The following is a 324-nucleotide window of genomic DNA, read 5'->3' on the forward strand; positions in this document are numbered from 1 at the left end:
ACACCACGTCCTTCGGCCCGAATGCCTGGGCGCGGCCCTCGGCCATCATCAGCACCAGAGCCACCGCCGCCAGCGCGCTCGGGCGATGGGCCACCACCACGCAGATGCCCCCGCGCCGGCGCACCCCCAGGATCGCCTGGGTCAGCGCGTTCTCGCCCTCGTTGTCGAGATTGGCGTTCGGCTCGGCGAGGATGACCAGGAACGGGTCGCGGTAGAGCGCGCGCGCCAGCCCGACCCGCTGGCGCTGCCCGGCCGACAAGCCCGCCCCCCCTCGCCGATGCGGGTGTCGTAGCCCTCGGACAGACGCAGGATCAGCTCGTGCAC

Annotated in this window: 1 pseudogene; it reads right to left on the bottom strand. The window is 73.1% G+C overall.

The window, feature by feature from the left end:
• Nucleotides 1–324, bottom strand: a pseudogene (locus tag WDW90_RS38610) (ATP-binding cassette domain-containing protein); the annotation flags it as partial.

Origin of the sequence: Methylobacterium nigriterrae (assembly GCF_037106235.1) — a bacterium.
GTDB classification, from domain to species: Bacteria; Pseudomonadota; Alphaproteobacteria; order Rhizobiales; family Beijerinckiaceae; genus Methylobacterium; species Methylobacterium nigriterrae.